The 15,777-nt window shown below is 45.2% G+C and carries 17 protein-coding genes and 1 tRNA gene; 12 read left to right on the forward strand and 6 right to left on the reverse strand.

Features of this window, described 5'->3' with window-relative positions; all coding sequences use genetic code 11:
- Positions 1–116 precede the first annotated feature (116 nt).
- The 3 genes from AC5JBY_RS17045 to AC5JBY_RS17055 all read left to right on the forward strand — a co-directional run bounded on the left by AC5JBY_RS17045 (position 117) and on the right by AC5JBY_RS17055 (position 1,332).
- Positions 117–635 carry a hypothetical protein gene (locus tag AC5JBY_RS17045; protein ID WP_495905830.1) on the forward strand — a complete coding sequence of 173 codons (519 nt, stop codon included), beginning with the start codon at positions 117–119 and terminating at the stop codon, positions 633–635.
- 195 nt (positions 636–830) lie between these two features.
- Positions 831–905, forward strand: a tRNA-Val gene (locus AC5JBY_RS17050).
- A 103-nt stretch (positions 906–1,008) separates the two neighbouring features.
- Positions 1,009–1,332: a hypothetical protein gene (locus AC5JBY_RS17055; RefSeq protein ID WP_495905831.1), complete on the forward strand. Its 324-nt coding sequence runs from the start codon at positions 1,009–1,011 to the stop codon at positions 1,330–1,332.
- 52 nt (positions 1,333–1,384) lie between these two features.
- On the opposite strand, the gene AC5JBY_RS17060 is transcribed toward AC5JBY_RS17055, so the two are convergent.
- On the reverse strand, positions 1,385–2,089 hold the full coding sequence (locus AC5JBY_RS17060; protein ID WP_495905832.1) for a DUF4166 domain-containing protein: 705 nt from the start codon (positions 2,087–2,089) through the stop codon (positions 1,385–1,387).
- 349 nt (positions 2,090–2,438) lie between these two features.
- Between AC5JBY_RS17060 and AC5JBY_RS17065 the strand changes: the two genes are divergently transcribed.
- On the forward strand, positions 2,439–2,840 hold the full coding sequence (locus AC5JBY_RS17065; RefSeq protein WP_495905833.1) for a hypothetical protein: 402 nt from the start codon (positions 2,439–2,441) through the stop codon (positions 2,838–2,840).
- A 94-nt stretch (positions 2,841–2,934) separates the two neighbouring features.
- Here the strand turns inward: AC5JBY_RS17065 and AC5JBY_RS17070 are convergent, their stop codons facing one another.
- Positions 2,935–5,730 carry a bifunctional aconitate hydratase 2/2-methylisocitrate dehydratase gene (locus AC5JBY_RS17070; RefSeq protein WP_495905834.1) on the reverse strand — a complete coding sequence of 932 codons (2,796 nt, stop codon included), beginning with the start codon at positions 5,728–5,730 and terminating at the stop codon, positions 2,935–2,937.
- 38 nt (positions 5,731–5,768) lie between these two features.
- Here AC5JBY_RS17070 and AC5JBY_RS17075 point away from each other — a divergent pair, with 38 nt between their 5' ends.
- From AC5JBY_RS17075 to aat, 4 genes are all read left to right on the forward strand, one after another.
- Complete coding sequence (locus tag AC5JBY_RS17075) at positions 5,769–6,074, forward strand: hypothetical protein (protein WP_495905835.1); 306 nt, start codon at positions 5,769–5,771, stop codon at positions 6,072–6,074.
- A 780-nt stretch (positions 6,075–6,854) separates the two neighbouring features.
- Positions 6,855–7,931 carry a DUF4932 domain-containing protein gene (locus tag AC5JBY_RS17080; RefSeq protein ID WP_495905836.1) on the forward strand — a complete coding sequence of 359 codons (1,077 nt, stop codon included), beginning with the start codon at positions 6,855–6,857 and terminating at the stop codon, positions 7,929–7,931.
- A 95-nt stretch (positions 7,932–8,026) separates the two neighbouring features.
- On the forward strand, positions 8,027–8,326 hold the full coding sequence (locus AC5JBY_RS17085; RefSeq protein WP_495905837.1) for an ATP-dependent Clp protease adaptor ClpS: 300 nt from the start codon (positions 8,027–8,029) through the stop codon (positions 8,324–8,326).
- A gap of 11 nt (positions 8,327–8,337) precedes the next feature.
- Positions 8,338–8,982 (forward strand): leucyl/phenylalanyl-tRNA--protein transferase, encoded by a 645-nt coding sequence (gene aat / locus AC5JBY_RS17090; RefSeq protein ID WP_495905838.1) that lies wholly within the window; start codon positions 8,338–8,340, stop codon positions 8,980–8,982.
- A 2-nt stretch (positions 8,983–8,984) separates the two neighbouring features.
- Here the strand turns inward: aat and AC5JBY_RS17095 are convergent, their stop codons facing one another.
- Together AC5JBY_RS17095 and AC5JBY_RS17100 are read right to left on the reverse strand one after the other, a co-directional pair.
- Positions 8,985–9,716: an esterase family protein gene (locus AC5JBY_RS17095; protein WP_495905839.1), complete on the reverse strand. Its 732-nt coding sequence runs from the start codon at positions 9,714–9,716 to the stop codon at positions 8,985–8,987.
- A gap of 34 nt (positions 9,717–9,750) precedes the next feature.
- A complete protein-coding gene (locus tag AC5JBY_RS17100) occupies positions 9,751–10,233 on the reverse strand; it encodes a hypothetical protein (protein WP_495905840.1) in 483 nt (160 codons plus the stop codon).
- Positions 10,234–10,458: 225 nt separating this feature from the next.
- Here AC5JBY_RS17100 and AC5JBY_RS17105 point away from each other — a divergent pair, with 225 nt between their 5' ends.
- Positions 10,459–11,991, forward strand: coding sequence for a sensor histidine kinase (locus AC5JBY_RS17105; RefSeq protein ID WP_495905841.1), 1,533 nt, complete (start codon positions 10,459–10,461; stop codon positions 11,989–11,991).
- 4 nt (positions 11,992–11,995) lie between these two features.
- Positions 11,996–12,427, forward strand: coding sequence for a response regulator (locus tag AC5JBY_RS17110; RefSeq protein WP_495905842.1), 432 nt, complete (start codon positions 11,996–11,998; stop codon positions 12,425–12,427).
- Positions 12,428–12,465: 38 nt separating this feature from the next.
- Here AC5JBY_RS17110 and AC5JBY_RS17115 read toward each other — a convergent pair whose 3' ends face one another.
- Positions 12,466–13,905, reverse strand: coding sequence for a sensor histidine kinase (locus AC5JBY_RS17115; RefSeq protein WP_495905843.1), 1,440 nt, complete (start codon positions 13,903–13,905; stop codon positions 12,466–12,468).
- A 287-nt stretch (positions 13,906–14,192) separates the two neighbouring features.
- Here AC5JBY_RS17115 and AC5JBY_RS17120 point away from each other — a divergent pair, with 287 nt between their 5' ends.
- On the forward strand, positions 14,193–14,753 hold the full coding sequence (locus AC5JBY_RS17120; protein WP_495905844.1) for a DNA-3-methyladenine glycosylase I: 561 nt from the start codon (positions 14,193–14,195) through the stop codon (positions 14,751–14,753).
- A 14-nt stretch (positions 14,754–14,767) separates the two neighbouring features.
- Complete coding sequence (locus AC5JBY_RS17125; protein ID WP_495905845.1) at positions 14,768–15,331, forward strand: SanA/YdcF family protein; 564 nt, start codon at positions 14,768–14,770, stop codon at positions 15,329–15,331.
- 124 nt (positions 15,332–15,455) lie between these two features.
- On the opposite strand, the gene AC5JBY_RS17130 is transcribed toward AC5JBY_RS17125, so the two are convergent.
- Positions 15,456–15,746 carry a hypothetical protein gene (locus tag AC5JBY_RS17130; RefSeq protein ID WP_495905846.1) on the reverse strand — a complete coding sequence of 97 codons (291 nt, stop codon included), beginning with the start codon at positions 15,744–15,746 and terminating at the stop codon, positions 15,456–15,458.
- Between the last annotated feature and the right edge of the window lie 31 nt (positions 15,747–15,777).

The following is a 15,777-nucleotide window of genomic DNA, read 5'->3' on the forward strand; positions in this document are numbered from 1 at the left end:
CACAAACGAACAAGACAATTGAGTTAACCGATAAATTACTGACTAATGGCAGCCACAAGGCTGCCATTACAGTTTATGAGTTTCCCGATGAAATTCAGGTATTGCAACAGAAGGCAATGAAAAACCTGAAAGCCAATCCGGAATGGGCAGACAAATACATAGTACGAATGGTCGAAAAGGGCACTAAAGATATTTCGTACATGGATGCTTACGGCTTAACCAGGGAAGAGTTTAATAAAATGCTCACGGGCTTCAAAAATGGCAAGCGGGCCGTATTCACAGACACGTTTAACATCAGCATAAAACGAGCCAATGACATTATCACTTTCAAGGCAGAAGGTAAACTAACCGCGTTTAATTACTTTAATATTGACCTCAAAAAGAAACACATTATTTACGACAACTTGCTTCTTACGAAGGAGAATGAGTTAACCGGGCAAAATAAGCATGCCCCGATCTTGTACGGCTATGAAGCACTCAGGGAAAGTAAAATCCCTGGCCAAAAGAAGGTGACAAAGGTCAATGCGCTCAGCTTTAACATTGGGAAGAACCGGGGTGATACGCGAACAACAATTAGCCTTGTTTTGATTAAAGGGTTGAGTGACGTTGATTTCCTGACGATAACGTTGCTGTGATTAGCAGATAGGCCAGTAGATGCCAATGCAGGCTGGGCCTGTTTTTCAGCGTGAAGGGCTATTAATTAATGCGTTAGGCAAAAACTTTTTTGAAAATAGTAGCAGAAAAAAGAAGAAAAAATTTTGCAGTAATCAACCAACCCTTATCTTTGCACTCCCAAAACGATACCACGGTATCAAAAGGGAAAAGAAAAAGGGAGTTTAGCTCAGTTGGTTCAGAGCATCTGCCTTACAAGCAGAGGGTCGGCGGTTCGAGCCCGTCAACTCCCACAGATAAAAGGCTTCATAAAGTGAAGCCTTTTTTTATTTCACCTATCCCCCTCTTATATTCATGTTCGGATTTTTCAAGAAAAGAAAGCAAGCCAGGATTCCAATGCAAAACTGGAATATCCCTGTAAATGCAGATTTTCAATTAATCACGAACAACGATAGTATACAATATATCAAAAATGATGAAAGCATTGTATTGTATTTCTCCTTGTTACACACAACCAACAATTCTTTATTGCCTGAAAATGTTATAGCCAAAATACGTCCATCTGTGAGCTCTACGGAAAATGGCTGGGATTTTAAAGGTGCTAAGGTCAGTCCAAACGGCACAGAAATACTTACCTGTGTATTTTCTTTTACCAATGAAAGCGATCGGGCTTTCATTAACGACTTGTTTAATAACATTACGTATGTTAACGGAGGATAAGACAAAATCCAATGCCCCACCAGATTTTCCTTTACCCCTGTACCTTCTTCGCTCATTCCCTTCTTTCTTGCCTTGTCGGTTTGAATTTTTCAGGAATTGTCTGTCCGCTGAAGTCAATATATTCAGCTTCAAACCAACCTGTAAACCCGAAAAGCGGACCAAATAGTTTGCTTTTTACTTTTAAGTCTAAATAAAACTTTTGTTGTGCGTCATCAAACCATTCCAAAAGCTCAATGTCGCCTCTGAAAAGTCGTGGCACAGGCAGCTTAAGCCCTGCAATAAAGGCAAACTGTCTGCCTGATGTAAATCGAATGGCTCCATTCTCAGCTGACAAACCCATTTCAAAAACCATTCTATGATCAAGACCTAAATACTCGACAATATGTTGTTTCGTTTCACTATACGTAGCCGTTCCGTCAAATCGTTGTTGTTCGTCTGAAAAGTAAAATACTCGGTTCATTGAGTGTACTTCTCTGCCAAACTTGTCTAAATAGGGATAATTGTGAATTTCGTAATCAATATCTCGTCCAACCCTTGGGAAAAGTATGTTGCTTTTGGATAAGAGTTTGAGGATAAAAACAGCCAATTTATTTCCATTCCAAATATTGTCCATTGTCCCTTTTCCTATAAAAGCAATGTTATTGGTTGTTGAAAAATCGAATCGTTTTTGAATTTCTGGATGCAATTTTTCATACTCAAGCCCCATTTGCCTGCGGTATGGCGAAATATGTTTTATGTCAAAGTTCTGTTTGCTCATTCTTTATTCTATTGTTCAGCGTTATTGCCTGCCAGCCTATATCGGCGAAACCCCACTCGCCAGAAAATACTGAAGCTCTTTACCTGTACTATCAATGTAAAAGAATATGCCCGTCACCTGTGGATCACCAACAGTAATGAAATACCATTGCCCTTGCTCAAACACAATTGGGCAGGTAGGATGTTTCCCGAATTTGTTTAACCAATCCAATCTACTTGAAGTATCCAATGCAATTCTACTTAAGCCACTGTGCTCGTATCGTATTTTAAATATAGGCAAAATTGGTATGCCACATACTGCTCTTCAAAGCTGCTATTCCATATTCCAGCCCGTCAGCGTATATTGAAGGATGAAAAAACTTGTCTCAATCAGTCTACTCCTTTTCTCTTTAGGGATCATAATAGTTGCCTGCAACGACAATGCAAGCAAAATGGATAATACGGCAGAAAACAAGGCACTAAAAGACTCCCTGGAAGCTGTTAAAGCACTCGATACAGTTTTACATATGCCCGAAGTAATAGACCGCAAAAAACTGATCGAGAGCAACTCACAGGGACAAAGAAAAATCAGCTCCTGGATTGTTGAAAAGCCTGGCAAACATCCCTATTATTTGATCGCAGTAGGAGAGGATTCCGGGAATAGTATTCATTTCAATTTTCATGTCTACCCCGATTCGATGCGGGTACTGTTTTATGACCCTTTAAATGAGCGGGAGATCCCCCTTGAAGAATGGCGTGCCCAAAACAAGTAAACATTTACTACACTCACGCAGTCAATATCAAAAACATAAAAAGGCCTCACTAAAAAGTGAGGCCTTTCTTTATAATCTAAGAAGATTGAATTGCTTAGTAAGTGAGACTATCCTTCCGGGCTGAAGTCAAATTCTTCAGCGGAGGTGCAAACTTAGTCAGGTCGATACCCGTTACGGCAGCTTTGTACTCATCCATGTTTGGAATTCTTCCGAGGATGGCCGACAGCACCACCACAGGTGTAGAAGCCAGCAGAGACTCGCCTTTCTTACGATCGGAGTCCTCAACAACCCTGCCCTGGAAAAGACGTGTGGAAGTAGCCATTACCGTATCACCCTTAGCAGCTTTTTCTTGGTTACCCATACAAAGGTTACAACCCGGACGCTCGAGGTACATCATATTTTCATATTCAGTACGTGCCGCGTTTTTCGGAGCATCATCATTGAACTCAAAGCCGGAATACTTCTGCAAGATCTCCCAATCACCCTCAGCCTTTAATTCGTCGATGATATTGTAAGTAGGAGCTGCTACTACCAGTGGTGCGTGGAATTCAACCTTACCCTGTTGCTTTTCCAGGTTCTTGAGCATTTGAGAAACGATCTTCAAATCGCCCTTGTGTACCATGCAGGAACCAACAAAACCAAGGTCCACTTTTTTCTCGCCACCATAGTAGGAGAGTGCGCGAATCGTATCGTGGGTATAGCGCTTGGAAACATCGTCATTATTAACATCCGGGTCAGCGATCATGGGTTCAGCGATCACATCCAGATCGATTACCACTTCAGCATAATACTTCGCATTCACATCCGGCGTCAAAGCAGGTTTCTCGCCAGACTTGATCTCAGCGATACGCTTATCGGCTTTATTGATCAACCCCTGAAGCACCTGTTTGCTGTTATCCATGCCCTTCTCGATCATGATCTGGATCCTGCCTTTGGCAATTTCCAGTGATTCGATCAGTGTATCATCTTCAGAAATACAGATAGAAGCCTTAGCCTTCATCTCTGCCGTCCAGTCTGTAAAAGTAAAAGCCTGGTCAGCAGGAAGCGTTCCAATGTGCACCTCGATGATCCTTCCTTGGAAAACGTTCTCGCCGCCAAATTGCTGCAGCATCTGCGCTTGCGTAGAATGCACTACATCACGGAAATCCATATGCCCCTTCATCTCACCCTTAAAGGTCACTTTCACTGATTCCGGAATAGGCATGGAAGCTTCACCGGTAGCCAATGCCAGCGCCACAGTACCAGAGTCGGCACCAAAAGCGACACCTTTCGACATTCTCGTGTGAGAATCACCACCAATGATGATGGCCCACTCATCCACCGTAATATCGTTGAGCACCTTGTGAATTACATCCGTCATGGAATGATAGTCACCTTTCGGGTCACGGGCAGTGATCAGTCCAAACTCATTCATGAACTTCATGAGCTTGGGGATATTTGCCTGCGCCTTCTTATCCCACACCGAAGCAGTGTGACAGCCCGATTGATAAGCGCCGTCAACAATGGGGGAGATCACCGTAGCAGCCATAGACTCCAGCTCCTGGGCAGTCATCAGACCGGTAGTATCCTGAGAACCCACGATGTTCACTTCTACACGAACATCAGAACCCGCGTGTAATATTTTACCAGGAGTAGTACCTACAGCATTTCTGTTGAAGATCTTTTCAACAGCTGTAAGACCTTGCCCTTCGTTGGAAATTTCTTTTGACGGAGCAAATACAGGAGTAGGCTCGATACCTAAAGCCTTTGCTGCAATCGTCTGGATCTTTTTACCGAATACGATCGCATAGGATCCGCCAGCCCTGATAAACTCCTTTTTCTGAGGCGTCAGCGCCTTGGAAATATCGATCAGTTCCTGCTCACCATTATATAACTTCTTCGTCTTTGTGTTGATCGTAAGAACGGTGCCGGTAGCTATAGAGTAAACTTCTTCGAGAATAGGCTCCCCGTTTTCATTGCGGACAACCTTGCCGTTTTCGTCTACCTTTTTCACCCAGTTCTTGAGGTCGATACCAATGCCGCCGGTAACGTCGACAGTAGTAAGGAAAATGGGAGAAATGCCGTTGGTACCACCTACAATAGGGGCAATATTTACAAAAGGCACATAAGGGCTGGCTTGTTTACCCGTCCAAAGCGCCACGTTATTTACACCCGACATCCTTGATGAACCCACACCCATGGTGCCCTTCTCGGCAATCAACATCACGCTCGCGTCAGGATGTTGCGCCTGCAGCGCCCTGATCTCGGCCTGTGCCTTGGGGGTGATCATACATTTACCATGCAGCTCACGGTCCGACCTGGAGTGCGCCTGGTTGCCCGGAGACAGCAAGTCAGTCGAAATATCACCCTCACCAGCTATAAAAGTCACGATCTTAATCTCTTCAGGTACTTCAGGCAGTTTGGTGAAAAACTCAGCCTGTGCGTAACTTTCAAATATCTCTTTAGCTATTGCATTTTCGTTTTTGAATGCCTCTTTCAGGCGGTCAGTATCAGCATCATAGAGGAAAACCTGCGTTTTCAGCACATTGGCAGCTTCTTTTGCAGTAGCCGCATCATTACCCAGCGCCAGGTCCAGCAACACCTGAATGGAAGGACCTCCTTTCATGTGAGATAACAGCTCAAAAGCAAAAGCAGGGGTAATTTCTTCCACTTTGGCTGTGCCAAGGATGATCTCCTTTAAAAAGGCAGCTTTCACGCCGGCAGCACTGGTAGTACCCGGCAACACATTATAAATAAAGAAATTCAACGATTCCGCTCTGTGCACGTTTTTAACATCCCTAATTTGCTCAATAATTTCACTGAGCAATTCAGCACCATCGATAGGTTTCGGGTGGAGACCCTGACCTTTTCTTTCTTCAATTTCCTTAAGATATTCAGAATAACGACTCATAAAGTTCTCTTTTTGAAGCTAATCCGCAAATGTAAGCAATGTCGATTATATTACACAGCCCCTTACGGGCAGATTCCACGGAGTGGGTCATAAAAGACATTTCTTCATCTGCTCTCTGTATTAACAGTAACGGTTCTTTTTTGTTCTCATTGTACGACTTCCTACAAACCAGGACGCCGGAAAGCAAAAAGGATTATCCTTCTTACTTCCCGTCTTCCCGGCACAGTCAAAACCCGGCAACGGAGTTCCTGCTGAAACGGGACCCCGGCAAAACCACCAAAGATTGCAGGAAGCATCTCGGTTGGCTGTTGCGCAGAAAGCTGCCAATAGTTTGCTCCTTGTAGGGAACTACTACTATTGTAAAACAACTACTGAACAACAATTGCCGGAGTGGAGCGAGGTAGCAGTGTACTGCCGTTGCCGGTGCTGCTATTAAATCATCATATGCGCAACGATATACTGAGTTGGCCGTGGCCAGCCGAAACAACTGAAGATAAATGCTGCACATCGTTCATCACGCTTCTACTGAATCCCAAACCAGTATTGATCAGTTACCAGTTTATGATTTACAGCATCAGCACGAATGAACTTTTTTAAAAAAAGTGAGTCATGACTTACCGATCCAGACAAACGTACAACATCGAGATACCCGTTTCCAAATTTATTTATCCTGGTTTCGGATAGAATAGGAGAGAATGGGAGAAAGTGATTCCTGTTTTATCCCATTCCTTCCGAAACTCTCCCATTTCATCCCATTCTGCACAGAAGTAAATTTGGAAACCGCATTACCGGTATTGTATATTCGACGCTCGCTGTTAGAGACGAACAACAAAATAGAAATGGGAAAGATTCCGGAAAAGGGAAGAAAAGAAGAATAGAAAAGGAAAATGAAGAGCGGATGCACCATAGATAGTCCATGGATGGTACGTAGATAGTACGTAGATCAGCCGTAGATGGTACGTACTAATAGCACGAAACCCAAAAACAGGTGCAATTTGCAAAAAAGGGCAGGGCAGGACGCGCCCCTATGCAACACACCCGTTGTAACTCAGCAATAACGTTGGCAGTAGATTCTTTTATCGCTACGTGCAACATTCGTTCCGTGAAAGCACTCTCTTCAGAGCATGAAACGATTATTCTCACTTATCCTTTTGTTGGGTATCGCTACACATGCCTTTACCCAAACCAAAACTAAATTCACCGTCACCGTTTATCCCGGCACGGAACTGCTCAGCGTGATCCATCTGCTGACAGGTAAGGCTGAGTTTACCCGCTCGGCTTACCAGCAGGAGGTAATGCAGTATTTCGAAAAGTACAAAGACCACCCGGCCGTACAGAAAGCAAAGGCACTGCCCTATGTAAGCTGCGATTTTCCTACACGCCTGAGCTGGGCGTTTTACAACTTCCCCAAAGCCCGCGTACATAAACTGGATACACTTAGTGGCTATGAAAAGAAGTTCACCCTTGCCCAGATACAGGACTATTTTGAAGCCTGCCTTGATTTTTATAACGACACTAAGTTCTGGCGCTTCTTTCAACAACACCAGGCAGAATACAATAACTGGATCACTGCTTTTGAACGCAACATCTTTGAAAAAGGACAGGCCGCTGCACTGGACAGCTTTTACCGCGTGCAGGCATCCAAAGAGATCGTCTTTGAGTTAGGCGGCACCAACTGCTCAGCTTATGCTTCACCCGATATGAAAAGCATTAATCCACGCTATGCTGATAAGATGGTTTTGATGATAGCGTATGGCACCCTGGTTGGCAGCAGAGATTCCATCCACCTGCACCCTAATTTTTACATGCCCTGGTGGATAAGCCAGTTGGTATGGCATGAAGGAGGGCACGCTTACCTTGAAAGCACCTTTGAGCATTACAGCCATTCTATCGATAGCCTTAAAAGCATATTGGAAAAAGACACCACACTACAAAAAGCTGCCGGACCATTGAGCTGGTCAAAGCTCCTCAACGAGAACGTAACACAGTCCGTTACCAGCCTCTTGCGCATCAAACATCGTTACGCAACCAGAGAAGCAGAAATGAAGCGTTTCGAAAACAACCAGTTCTATGCCTTCGTCCCGCTGTTCATAGGTATCATAGAACAGGAATACCTGGACAACCCGACTTACCCCAATTTTGAGACCTTCTTTACCCGGCTGCTGCAGGAGTTGAAGAAAAAGACAATTATAAGTAGTTGATGATCAGTAGCCATATTGTCTGTCAAAGGAAGTTTACCCGGGCTTGTCTCCGTGCATCCGTTTTTATACATTTGTGTCATCAATACACTGATTTTATGGCATTTGACGGACCTACACGCCCTTACGAGTCAGAAGATGTGGATGTGCTCACCGAAAGTGAAGAGCCCTGTAGCCTCATTGTGTGGAATGATGAGGTGAACACTTTTGAACATGTAATCGAAACATTGGTACAGGTTTGCGGCCACAGCGCCGAGCAGGCCGAGCAATGCGCCTACATCATCCACTTCCAGGGAAAATATGCTGTAAAGCAGGGTTCCTATGATGAGCTGAAGCCACAATGCGATGCCATTACCGAAAGAGGCATTGGAGCTACCATCGAAGTAGTGGCTGCATAACCCTTGCTGCTATGCCATTATTTGCGTTAGAAAAAGACATTTATTTTCCTCCTGTACATCTGGCTGAACCCGACGGCTTGCTGGCCATCGGCGGCGACCTCTCCCGCGAACGTTTATTACTCGCTTATCGCAGCGGCATCTTCCCCTGGTACGAAGGCGCCCACATTTTATGGTGGTGTCCCCATCCACGCTTTGTATTATTCCCCGATGAATTGAAAGTGAGCAAAAGCATGCAGCAATTGCTGAAGCGGGATGCCTTTACTTTTACGGTCAACAAAGCCTTTTCCGAAGTGATCAATGCCTGCAAATCCATCAAACGGCAGGGACAGGACGGCACCTGGATCACGCCAGCTGTGGAAGAAGCCTACACAGATTTACATCACCAGGGTTATGCACACAGCGCCGAAGCATGGCTCGATGGAGAATTGGTAGGAGGGCTCTACGGTATCCGGATGGGAAAAGTATTCTTTGGCGAAAGCATGTTCAGCAGAGCCAGCAACGCCAGCAAGTATGCCTTCATCAGCTACGTTCAATTACTGAAGTCAGAAGGAGTTCAGCTGATCGACTGCCAGGTACACACCGAACACCTCGCTTCCTTAGGCGCCCGTATGATCGACCGCGAAGAATTCATCAACCTCCTCGATAAATTGATCTGAACTTAAAACCTTGTTCCTAAGTAGTGGGGGAGCATCGCCTTCCACGTAGGCCAGTCATGTTTCCATTCATGCCCCCAGATATCCAGCTCGTAATTGATCCCTTTGCCATACAGAATGCCGGCAAAGCGGCGCGCCGATTCAGGATCTTCATAATCGCCACTGCCGGAGAACAAATGAATATGATGGCTGCGCCTGATCTGTTCCAGGATGGAATGGTCAGTCAGGTTGGGCATATAATGCATGGGACTGTTGAAATATACATCATCGTCAAAGTACCCCTTGGTATATTCGGTAAGCTCATACACCCCACTCATCGCGATACAACCGTTGAGAAGGTCAGGCCGCTGAAAGAAGAGGTTGGCGCTGTGCAAAGCACCAAAGGAGGCGCCAGATACGATCACGGGAGTTTCTCCACTGGTGTGCGTATGTACAAAAGGGATCACCTCATTATATACATAATCATTCCACTGGCGGTGACGGATCGCTTTATGACGCGGCTGCATCTCATTATTCATCCAGCTTTCCGTATTGATGCTGTTGATGGAAAATACTTTTACTTTTCCGCCATCGATAAAAGGACGCAGAGATTCTATTAATCCAAACCGCTCGTATTCGAGGTAGTCGGCAGCAGCCGTAGGAATAAGCAACAAGGCAAAACCATAATGCCCATAAACGGCCATTGGCATTTCCTTATTCAACGAAGGGCTATGCCAGGAAGTGAGCTGTCTTTCCATACTATAATGATATTCCTACCAAGATAAGACAATTCTACTGCTGATAAGTAGCTACCGCATAATGCTTCAGCGCCGTCACCTTCAGGGTGCCACCCACCACATACACTTTCTTGTATTCCCGGAACTGCTTGTCCTTGTCAAGGAACCCAACGATACAGGAATAACCTTCCGGCCCTTTGCGGACCTCAGGTTGGGGCATAGTGCCGAAGTTGGGCAACTTCAACGTATCCGTCCCTTGAATCTCTTCAAACTGCAGGCGCATCAGGTAATAAAATGTCTTGGGAGTTTCGTACAACCGCACCGAAAAATACCAATCATTCAAAGGATTGTCGGTCTTGACGCGGTATTCTGCAACCGGAGCTTTCTGCAAGGTATCACGAAACAACGGTACATTGGCGGCAGGATTGACGACAGTAGGACCCTGGGTACTATCTTTCTTTCCGGACGCAGGCGTTGTAGCCGTTTCACCACAACCGGCCAATAAGCAAAAGGATAAAGCGAAGTAGATGATTCTCATAGTTGTATAGCGAACATTATCCACAAATATGCCAAAAACCGGCAAAAGTAAAAACTGTTTATCACGCAAATACCAACGTGATAGTACTCGAAAACGGAAAATCAACCGATCCACGTATTTAGAAAATTCATTTTATTACTATATTGTGCAGCAGTTTTAATTTGAGCAATGTCATTCTCCAGCTCTGCATCACCAAGCTCTTCGGGTAGTAGCCAATATTAATGCATGAACCAGGTCGTAGATTTTTTTGTCAGATTATTCGATACCTCGGATTGGCCCCCACGCTGGCATTGTGGCAAGTGGACTGAATTCCACGGATGGTTATACATCATCAGTGACCTTTTGGTTTGGTCCGCTTACTTTGCTATCCCCTTTATTATCATTCGCTTTATTACGAAGAAGCACGACGCACGTTTTATACGGTTGTACTTTCTGTTCGCAGCCTTTATCCTGGCGTGTGGCGCCACTCACTTTTTCGATGCCATCACATTCTGGTTCCCTGCTTACCGCGTCAATGCCCTTATCCGGGCAATTACAGGAGTATTGAGCTGGATCACGGTGTTCTATCTAATAAAAGTATTACCCGTAGCGTTTAGCTTACGTTCATCACGCGAGCTGGAAGAAGAAGTAGAACAACGCAAGAAAGCAGAAGACAAGTTCAGGAACTTCCTCGAACGCGCGCCCGATGGCATTATCGTAGTCAATGAAGCAGGAGATATACAACTGGTCAATGCACAAACAGTGAAACTGTTTGGCTATGGCCGGGAAGAAATGATCGGTAAACGCATAGAAATGCTGATACCACAGCGCTATGAAAAAATGCACCCGTTCAGGCGTTTCAGCTTCTTCGACACGTCACAGTCCACCCAGGTGGCCGAAGGCTTTGAAATGTTCGCCATACGAAAAGATGGCCGCGAGTTTCCCGTCGAAATGAGCCTCAGCCCCATGGAAACCGATGAAGGCATGATGCTCACCGCCTCCATACGGGATGTATCCGAGAAAAAGCAGCTGGAAAAAGTGATCCGCGAAACCAATATTATCCTTGAGCGAAAAGTGCGGCAACGCACAGAAGAATTGGAACGTAAGAACAAAGAGCTCGAGCAGTTTGCCTATGTGGCATCACACGATATGCAGGAACCCTTGCGCACCACGTCCAGCTTTGTAGACCTGCTGCGCAAGCAATACAAAGGCAAGCTGGATGAGAACGCCGACAAGTACCTGGATTATATGGTCCAGTCGTCTGACCGGATGAAGGTATTGATCAAAGACCTGTTGGATTATTCAAGACTTGGGCGCGAAAAAGAGAAAAGGCAGATAGATTGCAACGCCATTGTAGAACAAGTGAAAGCCGATCTCAATAAAGTGATCAGGGAAAGTCAGGCCGAATTGAGGTCCGGACAGTTGCCTTTACTGGACGCTTTTCCGACGGAGCTGAAACTGTTGTTCCAGAATCTGGTGAGCAATAGCATCAAATTTCGCAGGCCAGATTTACCTCCACTGGTAGAAATCAGTGCGATGAGGGCCGACGGAGGTTGGGAATTTGCATTTAAAGACAATGGTATAGGTATTGAACCACAATACCTTGAACGTATATTTGTTATCTTCCAGCGATTACACAATCGCACAGACTATGAAGGCTCGGGCATCGGCCTTGCACACTGCAAGAAAATTGTAGAACTGCACGGGGGCACGATCTGGGTGGAATCAGAGCCAGGCGTTGGAAGTACGTTCTACTTTACCATTTCTGAAATTCAGTAAACAAATGAAAAGAAAATTAGAATGTGTGCTGCTCATCGATGATGATGAGCCTACCAATTTCCTCAATAAGATGATTATTGAAGAAACGGGTTATGTGAAAGAAGTAAAAGTAACGCAAAGCGCCCGCGATGCGTTGGACTACCTGTCGGGCAAACAACAATCGGCAGAAGGCGGCCAACTGCCCACACCCGAATTGATCCTGTTGGATATCAACATGCCGGCCATGGATGGCTGGGAGTTTCTGGAGAGATACGATAAACTGTCTCCCGAACAAAAAGCAGCCATCATCGTGGTAATGCTTACCACTTCATTCAACCCGGAAGATGAATCAAAAGCCAGCCGCATCAGCTATATCTCCAGCTACCGCAATAAGCCACTTACCCAGGAGACAGTAATAGAGATCCTGAAGGAACATTTCGACTTTAATGAAGCCTGATATGTCTTTGATTGCCGATTGACGACTGCCGATTGCCGTCACAAGGGAATATCGACCTTCAATACACAGCCCTGGCCACTGCTGCTGATGATCTCCATATTGCCATTCTGCATTTCCACCCGGCTCACAATATTGTTCAGTCCAATCCCTTTGGCCTTTTGCTTGGGATCGAAGCCAATACCATTGTCTTTGATAACAAGGTGCGCTTTCTTGCGGGAAGTCTTCAACTCTATGTCTGCATGCGTTGCACGGGCGTGCTTTACGATGTTGTTCATTTGTTCCTGCACAATACGATAGAGGATCAGCTTTTTATTGTTGGATAAGCTTTCTATGTGCTGGTCGTTCGCCTTTATCCTGATGTGCAACTCAGGCGACACAGTCATGTTCTCGATCATTTCCAATAATGCTTCTTTGAGACCGATATCACCAAGAGAAGGCGGAACGAGGTTCTTGGACAAAGACCTTATTTCATTAATGGCCTTGGAGATATTGTCGTAGCTCTTATGCAGCAACTCTTTACGAATGTCATCATCATTGATGGCCATGTCCACGCACAACTTGGCGGTAGCCAGTATCTGGTTGATATTATCGTGCAACTCACGGCCAATTTCCCTTCTTTCCTGCTCCTGTGTTTGAATGGTGATCTGCGTGATCAGCTTTTGCGTCTCTATCTGGCTGCGCATAAGCTCTTCCTGCATCTTCTTGCGTTCGGTAATGTCCATCATGGCGCCGATCACCCGGTAGGGCCGGCGCTGGTCGGTACGAAGAATATATCCCCGGTCAAATACAAAACGATAAGTGCCGGCGGCAGACATGAAGCGGTACTCTTCCTGCCATTGGTCTTTACCCTCCTCGATACATTGCGTTATCCGCTGCAATACCCGGTCCCTGTCCTCCGGGTGTATCTTTTGATTATGCCACTCGATGGTGTTTTGTACATCCACAGGCTTATAACCAAATATATTGGTGATACCCTCATTCCATAAGATCTCGTTGGTGCGAATATCCCAATCCCAGATGGTATCGTTGGTGGCTTTGATCAACGTATTGTAGCGTTCATAGTTCTCTACCACCTTTTGCAATATCTTCTTGCGCTCGATGCTATATTGAATGGATTTGGCCAGCAGCTTTTCATCAAACTCGCCTTTTACGAGGTAATCCTGCGCACCCATCACGATGGTATTAAGGGCTATCTGGGTATCAGACACACCGGAAAGCACAACAATGGAAATATGAGGAGCCTGGTCGTTGATGCGGGCAAAAGAATGAATGCCCTCACTGTCAGGCAAGGTGAGATCGAGAAAAATAAGATCGGGCGCATCATCCTGTACTATCTCCAGCGCTTCCTGTAGCTTCTCGGCATGGTGCAACTCGCGCACGGGCAGCCCTGTCAGCCGAAGGTATTCTGTGAACAGGAAATAGTCACTCGGATTATCCTCCACTACCAGTATGTTCAAAGGGTGTGTAGAAGTGATCATAATAAGTTTTTGTGGTGCAGGTTTGCGCTACTTCAAACATGCATAAACGGTCGTCTATTCAGAGCCAGCGACTTAAAGGTACCCGTTATTCCGGGCTTTCCTGCTTTTACGCTCGCCGGGCAGGTAAGGGAATTGATCTTGTGCTGAAAATGAACTGTGTGGAAACGTTGCTAACCAAACCTTAATGAAGCAAAAGGCAAAGAAAAGGTACTAAATACTTTTTTCAGAAAAAAATTAGGAGAATTTCTTTTTTTAGGCCCCTGTCCAACTAATTTTGAAAGGACAATATGCCCCAAGCACCCAAAAAAAGTTACTGTGAAGCCGTCTGGGAAATGGAACCCGGCAACGTACACATACATTACCACGATTATGAGTATGGGTTTCCCATCAAAAATGACAATGAACTCTTTGCCCGGCTGGTACTGGAGATCAACCAGGCAGGGCTGAGCTGGCTCACCATCCTGAAAAAGAAAGACAACTTCTACAAAGCATTCGACAGTTTCGACATCGATAAAGTAGCCAGATACACAGATAAAAAAGTAGCCCGCCTGCTGCAGGATGAAGGCATCATCCGCAACCGTTTAAAAATAAATGCCGCCATCGAAAATGCCAAACGCATTAAGCAGCTGCAAAAAGAATTTGGCTCCTTTCAGGAGTGGTTAAAGGCAAACCACCCAAAAACAAAAGAAGAGTGGGTGAAGCTGTTTAAAAAGACATTTCTTTTCACTGGAGGAGAGATCGTTCACTCATTCCTAATGAGCATTGGCTACTTGCCCGGTGCACATATTGAAAGCTGCCCCATCTATAAAAAGATATTGAAAACAAAACCAGCATGGCTGGCTAAATAGCATTAAACCCCTTCATGTTAAACAAACTCCGCATCATTATCCTTTTCTTCCTCGCCTGGTTCTTCTTACATACTTTATGGGTAGTAAAAGACGGCCTGCACGATTTTACCGGCAAAGCAGATGTAGCCATCGTATTGGGCAATACCGTTTTTAAAGATGGTAGCCTATCGCCCTGGCTCAAGGGCAGGGTAGATGCAGCCCTGGAGCTGTACCGCAATAAACAGGTCAGGAAAATATTTGTAAGCGGCGGCATCGGCACATCCGATTACCCCGAAGGAGATGGAATGCGGAACTATTTGATAGCACAGGGCGTGCCCGGTCAGGATATTATTGTAGACAATTTGGGCGACAACAGCTACCTGACTGCCAAAAACTTTCTTACACTAAATACAACAACGCATTATCAATCGGCCGTAGTAGTAACCAGCTATTACCACGTTACCCGCTCTAAATACATTGTTAAAAAATTAGGATTTCCGACAGTAGCCGGCGACCATTCGAAGTTTACAGCCATCAAAGATTGGTATGGCCTGACCAGAGAATTCCCTGCCTTCTATAAGTATTGGCTGAAGTATTGATCGGCAATCGGCAGTCGTAAATCGGCAATGGTGCCTGTAAAGCAAAACGGTTGATCAAATGCAAGTTGCATTCAATCAACCGTTCCGAATGATTTATTGCCGATTTACGACTGCCGATTGCCGACTAATTCAGTTGTACCGCCGGCAGCCTGTAATGCTGGCCGTCATAGATAAACAGCTCATCTATCTCGTAGCTCCAGTATTTGTGAATAGGAGACTTAACAAGATAATCCTCAATCTCATTCTTGTCTTTGGCTGTAAAAGTGATCCAAACACGTTGGGTTTCCATTGACACCACATACTGATCTATGACCCCCTTTTCTATGAGCGTATCGATGTATACTCGGTGGGAGGGGACCAGGGACATGAACTCATCATCCATCTCAAATTGTATCGTTACCTGGAATTTCTTCATACTAATCCATTTCTAACACCTGACTGTTCTT

This window comes from Paraflavitalea sp. (assembly GCF_059502485.1).